The organism is Bacteroides sp. MSK.20.82 (assembly GCF_019052485.1).
GTDB lineage: Bacteria > Bacteroidota > Bacteroidia > Bacteroidales > Bacteroidaceae > Bacteroides > Bacteroides thetaiotaomicron.
The window spans coordinates 203,355-210,862 of sequence record NZ_JAHQUN010000008.1 but is presented as its reverse complement, the minus strand read 5'-3'; the positions used below and the strand labels follow the sequence as shown (position 1 = coordinate 210,862).

The 7,508-nt window shown below is 41.4% G+C and carries 8 protein-coding genes; 4 read left to right on the top strand and 4 right to left on the bottom strand.

All coding sequences use genetic code 11. From position 1 onward, the window contains the following. The 3 genes from KTR07_RS10610 to KTR07_RS10600 all read right to left on the bottom strand — a co-directional run. The coding region (locus KTR07_RS10610; RefSeq protein WP_217315380.1) for a UpxZ family transcription anti-terminator antagonist at positions 1-343 on the bottom strand (343 nt) is incomplete at its 3' end. A 7-nt stretch (positions 344-350) separates the two neighbouring features. Next, positions 351-929 carry a UpxY family transcription antiterminator gene (locus KTR07_RS10605; RefSeq protein ID WP_008763899.1) on the bottom strand — a complete coding sequence of 193 codons (579 nt, stop codon included), beginning with the start codon at positions 927-929 and terminating at the stop codon, positions 351-353. 349 nt (positions 930-1,278) lie between these two features. Continuing rightward, a complete protein-coding gene (locus KTR07_RS10600; RefSeq protein WP_008765099.1) occupies positions 1,279-2,235 on the bottom strand; it encodes a tyrosine-type DNA invertase cluster 3b in 957 nt (318 codons plus the stop codon). An 87-nt stretch (positions 2,236-2,322) separates the two neighbouring features. On the opposite strand from KTR07_RS10600, the gene KTR07_RS10595 reads away from it, so the two are divergent. The 3 genes from KTR07_RS10595 to KTR07_RS10585 all read left to right on the top strand — a co-directional run bounded on the left by KTR07_RS10595 (position 2,323) and on the right by KTR07_RS10585 (position 4,148). Then, positions 2,323-2,721 carry a DUF4119 family protein gene (locus KTR07_RS10595; RefSeq protein ID WP_011107341.1) on the top strand — a complete coding sequence of 133 codons (399 nt, stop codon included), beginning with the start codon at positions 2,323-2,325 and terminating at the stop codon, positions 2,719-2,721. Positions 2,722-2,970: 249 nt separating this feature from the next. Next, positions 2,971-3,336 carry an SH3 beta-barrel fold-containing protein gene (locus KTR07_RS10590; RefSeq protein WP_008765097.1) on the top strand — a complete coding sequence of 122 codons (366 nt, stop codon included), beginning with the start codon at positions 2,971-2,973 and terminating at the stop codon, positions 3,334-3,336. Between the two features lie 26 nt (positions 3,337-3,362). After that, positions 3,363-4,148 (top strand): DUF4373 domain-containing protein, encoded by a 786-nt coding sequence (locus KTR07_RS10585; protein WP_008763177.1) that lies wholly within the window; start codon positions 3,363-3,365, stop codon positions 4,146-4,148. 94 nt (positions 4,149-4,242) lie between these two features. On the opposite strand, the gene KTR07_RS10580 is transcribed toward KTR07_RS10585, so the two are convergent. Continuing rightward, a complete protein-coding gene (locus KTR07_RS10580) occupies positions 4,243-5,694 on the bottom strand; it encodes a DUF3078 domain-containing protein (RefSeq protein ID WP_011107340.1) in 1,452 nt (483 codons plus the stop codon). 184 nt (positions 5,695-5,878) lie between these two features. Between KTR07_RS10580 and KTR07_RS10575 the strand changes: the two genes are divergently transcribed. Further along, positions 5,879-7,492, top strand: coding sequence for a CTP synthase (locus KTR07_RS10575; RefSeq protein WP_008763175.1), 1,614 nt, complete (start codon positions 5,879-5,881; stop codon positions 7,490-7,492). Positions 7,493-7,508 lie beyond the last annotated feature (16 nt).

Sequence of the window (7,508 nt, the reverse complement as noted above, 5' to 3'; positions counted from 1 at the left end):
GTTTATCGTAGATTGTGTGTAACTGAATTTTCAATGGTGAAGGCAATTGGTTTTTAAGAATCATTTGCGAACGCCTCAGAACAGTCTTCTTCTTTGCCTCATCCTCTGAATTGGCATACATAGACACACTATATCCCATCAGAAGAGACAGACACAAAGCAGCTTCCTGCTCAGCAGTCTTACCGTGACAAGGATACAGATCATTGATCTGTTCATGGATTTCGTTGTTCAGTCGTGCAAGATCATCAACATACACACCCGCCATATAATTACTTTTATGGAGCAGAGCATGAACTGTATTTTGAAGTTTATCGATTTTTTCTTGTAAACAGGAAGTCGTCATTACCCACTTAGTTTTTTTCACCTATAGGCTCAACATAGCCAATCGGCATGTCTACGCAGGCGCAACCAAGCATGTTCAGTCGAACAGCAATCTTACTTTTACCATCTACATTGACAAGCTCACCCACAAGCCCCTGCAGAGGTCCTTTAATTACTTGAACTTTCTCACCACGTGCCAAAGGAGAGCTATTCATACAGATTGTTTCATCCGAATAATCAAGCATGAAACGAAAACGTGCCATCTGGTCGTCAGGAATAACAGCAGGACTGCTCTCACCGCGCATCACCATATAGCGGCTCACAGTAGTAAAGTTCAGGACTTCCATACGTTCTTTCGGATCAGCGTGTACAAAAACCATCATCGGAAGAAGAACGGATTCAACTAATTTACGGCGATCACTCCATTGATGGATTTCCTTCTGAACAGGTACAAAATTCTCAATCCCCACCTTGTTCAAATACTCGGAAACCTTCTTTTCATGATGCATACGAACTAATGCAACATACCAGCGTTTTGAGTGTGCTACGCCTTCCCCTGTCCCATAAATAGGCCCAGCATTTAGTGATTTCTCTTTTGTTAAAATCATACTTTTTTACCCCATGTTTTTCCGTTACTTCTTAGGTAACGGAAAAGTACACTTCATAATAAATCGGGAGGAAAAAGTCGAAAAGTACCGGCTAATGAGGGTTGAGAGCATCTTGGCTTTAGAGAAAGTAGAGATTCTTAGGAAAATTGGGCATATAAATTCCTAAGCATGAAAATAGGCCTTTTTCATGTTCAGATACATTTTTTTTCAAATTCAGGGTTAAATCGAAAAAAAGTAGGTTTTTATTTGTTTAATACATGTGTTTTTGTCTATCTTTGCGTCAAATTTAAATCCGTTACCTAAGAAGTAACACACCAGCATCAGTACTGATTATCAATTTTTTAACCATTCAAATTCGACCTAAAGGGCAAGTCTTCACGTAATGCAAATTCTTACGATTTACCTCTGTACGCTCTTTCAACTCAAACCCCTTCAGATAAATTTGTGTCGTCTTTATAGACTTATGCCCTAAAGATTCACTGATCATTTCAATTGGAACTCCACGGAACTTTGCAGTAGTTGCCCAAGAATGGCGAATCGTGTAAGAAGTTACCGGAGAGGTCAGGTGCAAAGCCCTCGCCAAACTTTTCAAATGATTATTAAACCGGCGAAGTGCAGACTGATATTCACGATAAGCACGTTCATCCTTACGTTTCTTATCACCGGAAAGGATACTGAAAAGGTAATCGGGGCAACCCGGACGCGATGACTGGGAATTGCGAAGCTGATTCATCATTTCCTTAGCTGTATCCAAAACTTCCACACTCATTGGAGTTCTGGTTTTAATTCGATTATATCGGAGCACATTACAATCTAAAGCCGACTTTTCCAAATGAGCAAGGTCAGCAAAAGACATCCCACAGAATTGAAACATCAAAGCAGCAATCGATTGTGTGCGCCGCAAACAATCCGTCTTGGGATCTTCGTAAAGAAGCCGTCGGAGTTCACTCACCGGAAGAGCCCTTTTCTGACGGATATCCACTCCTGTATACACATCACGGAACAGACCATGTACATAGGGCGCACTACCCAACTCTACCCCACGGTTATAGATACTGCGAAGCATACGCATATACGTTGATACCGTATTCGGTTTTAAGCCCGAATCATACAGATGTTCCCCGTAACGACGCAATCGGTCACGAGTGACTTGCCTGAAAGATACACTGGCATTACCACAAAATTTATTAAAAGAGAAAAGAGCATTTTGATAGACATGTGCCGTAGAAAAACGACCTTCTTTTCGTAAAAGGCCGATGTATAGTTCCCCACATCGGCTAAATCCATTTTTATTCATTATTTGCATCACTAGTTATTTTATATACAATTATAGGGCGAAAATTTGGAATTTCCATCTTAATGCCATTTATTAATTTTATTTAAATCAAAAGAAATGACAACGACAAAAAAATGCCTAAAAAATGCAACTGGCACACAAAAGAAGAGAAGTCTTGAAACTGATTATCAGGATGATGACGAAATTATTGACATCGATGAGGTCAGAAAAAGAAATGGCATCACAGGCGAAAAAAAACACTATTTCATTGCCTGTCTTCGCACTTATTACGAAGATGACGAGTTTAATTCCTACGTAAAATCTTTAACAGGACTAGCCAAGTACATTGCAGACTGGAGAATCTTTTACGTAAACACACATCATGGATATAGATTAATGAAATTCAGGAGTATACTCAGCGAAATTAGCAGTTTAAGCAAAGGAATCGGAATAATTTCGAAGCACGAAAAAGAAGAGAAAGAACAATACAAATCAAAGTATCACAGTAGAAAATAGCAAGAATAATTGGAGCGAAAAAATACAACTTATACTTTTGCCCCCGTTTTTTAGATAAAGAAATGAACGAACTATCCGGCAGAAATTATAGTGTCACTATAACAGTAAGATAGTGTCACTATAACAGCAAGATAGTGTCACTATCCCGACAGGATAGTGTAACTATCATCGCACGATAGTGTAAGCATCCTACAGATAGTTCCGCCTTTTCTTTAAATATAACTATTTTACTAACAAATTTATAATGTAATGACAAAAGAAAAACGGCTGATAGCCACTAACAAAACAGAAGAAGAAAGAGATCGATTAACAGAAGTATGGAAAAAACGTATCGTATCAGAGAAAGGTTATTCGGAAACGATCGCAGAACGAATAGCCGAAAAAGTGAAATCACTGGCAGACTACATGCAATATGGCCATGCCATCATCGCATACTACAGACAGAACGGTAGTTTTCAGTTAGTTACAGGCACTCTTATTTCTTATTCCAAAGACTTTCACCACTCTTATGACATGAAGCAGGTACACAGTACCTTCATATTCTGGTGCATGGAAGAGAAAGGATGGAGAACCTTTCAGATTGAGAATTTTCTCGATTGGAAACCAATTGTATAAACTTAAAAACAAACAATAAGACTGATATGAGCACAACTTATTTAAGCGTAGACTATTTTCCGCTTACCGTAAACTTTTTCGACAGAGATGCCATTGAACTGGCTGAAGCCAAATATGGCATCAGAGTGGATGGAGCTGTATGCAAACTTCTATGTAAAATATTCAAAGAAGGATATTACATCCCATGGGGTGAGGAACAATCGTTGATTTTTGCCCGCAAGCTGGGAGGAGAACTGAAAGGAAAAGAGATAGACGGAATCATTCAAATTTTGCTTGACAAAGGATTCTTTGACAAAGAAAGCTATGAGAAGTTTCAGATATTGACTTCCCTTGAAATTCAGCACATCTGGATAGATGCTACCTGCCGCAGGAAAAGAAAGTTAGAAGATTTGCCCTACCTGTTGGTCAATGACACCCAAAAACAGGAAAAGGAAAATAATACAAAGGATGCAAACAATTCGTCAGTACAAGGTGAATTGAAACTGGAAAATGAGAACATTTCACCCGAAATTGCTGACATTTCCGGACAAAGTAAAGGAGAGAAAAGAAAAGCAGAAGAGGAAGAAGACAATACGGCTTCGCCTTCGCTCGAAATCCCCGGTTATGCCTACAACAAGAGTACGCACAACGTCAAAGGACTTCTGGACAGCCTGGCACAACATGGAGTAACAAACAAGAAAGAAATTACAGCTATTCTCAAGCTGTCGGATTATGGAAAGAAGGGGACGCAGATATGGATCACGCTGTCTACCACCAAGTGGGGAAAGATTGATAATCCGGGAAGGTATATCATTTCAACGTTGAGGACATAGAGATAAAATAAGGCACGGATTACACGAATTAACACGGTTTTTAGTTACTCAATTCCTGAAACCGTGAAATCTGTGTAATCCGTGCCTAAAAAAATTACCACTTATAGTTAATACCGAAGCTCAGCAATTCCTTCAGCTGGAAAAAGCTGCCATTTTCAACGGTTGGTTTTGAACTGTCGTCAAAACGGGCGTGTACGTAAAGTTTAGTAGAAAGATAGCGGTTCAAAACAAAGTTGAATGTATTCTCCCACTCCACACGTACCCATTCGTAATTGGTCAGATAGTTCAGACGGGATTCCAGCGAAACAGCCGAAATGATTTTCCAGTTGAACGTTGACTGCAACTGAGAACCGAAATCGTTTTTAGAGCATTTGCCTTTCTCCAGACCGAACTTGGTTTCATCTACTTCCGAATTGTCGATATATCGCAAGTTATAAGTCAGCGGACCGATGAAAACAGAAAGATTGAATTTCTGCTTATTCAATTTGTAGTCCATACCGATACTGACTGCCAAATCCGCCGGAGACAGGAATGCGGAAACAAGTTCTTCGCTATTGGCTTTGTAACCGTGACAGAACTGAGTCTTAAACTCGGAAGAAATAGTATAGTACCAGTTCTTTAACGCTCTCAATCCTAACTTATTGTACAAACGGAACTGGTCGGTATTAATCAGATAATCATGGAATTTATCCGACGGTGTGGATGTCATACCCAGTTTAGCCTCCAACTGATTTTCGAAAAGGACTTTCTCATTATCATTGTAATTGGCATAAAGCTGCAAGGTAGCCAGACCGGCAAAGTTACTTTCTCCTCCCTTGTACCAGTTCTCAGAAAGGTGGTTCTGGCTGATTTGCAAAGAACCGTTACCTCCGGTAACCCACCAGTTAGGACGGCTGATTTTCATTTTTGCCTTGCCTACATCGTTGCTCATTTCTTCCGGCTGGAAAAGATGGACAACAGATGCCTTCGGAGAAATCTTCGGTTTCACATCCCTACGGAAGACATCACGGCTCATGATACGGTTTTCCGTGGTGACAACCAATTCCGGATGATTGAGATAAAGAGCCATCAGTGCTTTATTGACCGATTGATTGGCACGCTCGGACTTCGTATATGCCAAAGTATCATAAGGAAGAAGTTCCGCTGTCAACTTTTTCAAGTTGTCGGGCAAAGAGTCAAACTGTACCGGTTTCCAGTCCACCTTTGAATACTGCGCCATCGGAGCATAATAATAGGCTAACGGAGTAAACAGACGAAAATAGTCAGGATCGGACGGAATATAACGTTCCGGTACAGACGGGTCATTCAGATAGTCCAACTGACCGATATACTTATTATATAAGATTGATACAGTGTCCAATTTAGGAGTTTCTCCGGACAGATTCAATTTAAGCATTAAATACTTCTGAAGTTCTGACGAAAGCGTGTCTGCCTTCACAATTTTCGCTTTTGCCACTACGGTAGAAGGTTGAGTGGCGGTCTGTGCTGAAAGCGATAAAGATAAAGTCGAGGTAAAAACTACGAATGATAATAACTCTCTTCTCATAATATTCCTAATTTGGTGCAAATCTACATTATTTTGTTTAGAAAACATAGGAATCTTTCAAAATTGCATTTTTTAATAAAATTGTAGAGGGGAAAGTCTGCATTCTTCCCCTTTTTTTTATAATTTTGCGCTTTTTAAGTTCGTAAGAAACTACTAAGTAAAAATAATTAAAACAGTTATAGCTGTGGGAGAAACAAAGTATATTTTCGTCACCGGTGGTGTTGCCTCTTCTTTAGGAAAAGGGATCATCTCATCCTCCATCGGTAAATTGCTGCAAGCAAGAGGTTACAATGTAACCATCCAGAAGTTTGACCCGTATATCAACATCGACCCGGGAACATTGAATCCTTATGAGCATGGAGAATGCTATGTGACCGTAGACGGCCATGAAGCCGATCTTGACCTGGGACACTACGAACGTTTCCTGGGTATTCAGACTACAAAGGCTAACAACATCACTACGGGACGTATCTACAAAAGTGTTATTGACAAAGAACGCCGTGGAGACTATCTGGGTAAGACGATTCAGGTGATTCCTCATATCACGGATGAAATCAAACGGAACGTAAAATTGCTCGGTAACAAATACAAGTTCGATTTTGTAATTACCGAAATCGGTGGTACGGTAGGTGATATCGAATCACTCCCCTACCTCGAAAGTATCCGCCAGTTGAAATGGGAGTTGGGTAAGAACGCTCTTTGCGTACACCTGACATATGTGCCTTATCTTGCCGCTGCCGGAGAGCTGAAAACCAAACCGACACAGCATTCTGTCAAGGAACTCCAGAGTGTAGGTATTCAGCCGGACGTATTGGTGCTTCGTGCCGAACACCCGCTGAGCGACGGACTCCGCAAAAAAGTAGCTCAATTCTGTAATGTGGATGACAAGGCTGTCGTGCAGTCTATCGACGCAGAAACAATTTATGAAGTACCTCTCCTGATGCAGGCACAGGGACTGGACAGCACAATCCTTGAAAAGATGGGGCTGCCCGTAGGAGAAACTCCGGGACTAGGTCCGTGGCGTAAATTCCTGGAACGCCGCCATGCTGCTGAAACGAAAGAACCCATCAACATCGCATTGGTAGGTAAATATGACTTGCAGGATGCTTACAAGTCAATCCGTGAAGCATTGTCACAGGCAGGTACTTACAACGACCGCAAAGTGGAGGTTCACTTTGTGAACAGCGAAAAACTGACAGATGAGAACGTAGCCGAAGCCTTGAAAGGCATGGCAGGCGTGATGATCGGTCCGGGATTCGGTCAGCGTGGTATCGACGGTAAGTTCGTTGCCATCAAATATACACGTACACATGATATACCGACCTTCGGTATCTGTCTGGGTATGCAATGTATCGCTATCGAATTTGCCCGCAACGTATTGGGATATGCCGATGCCGACTCACGCGAAATGGATGAAAAGACTCCGCACAACGTGATCGACATCATGGAGGAACAGAAAGCGATCACCAATATGGGAGGTACGATGCGTCTGGGCGCTTACGAATGTGTGCTTCAGAAAGGATCGAAAGCATACCTTGCTTATGGTGAAGAACATATTCAGGAACGTCACCGCCATCGCTATGAGTTCAACAATGACTATAAGGCTCAATACGAAGCTGCCGGTATGAAATGCGTGGGTATCAACCCCGAATCGGATCTGGTGGAAATCGTTGAGATCCCGGCATTGAAGTGGTTTATCGGCACTCAGTTCCATCCGGAATACAGCAGTACGGTATTGAACCCGCATCCGTTGTTTGTGGCTTTCGTGAAGGCAGCCATCGAGAACGAGAAGAATTGACAATTGACAGTTGACA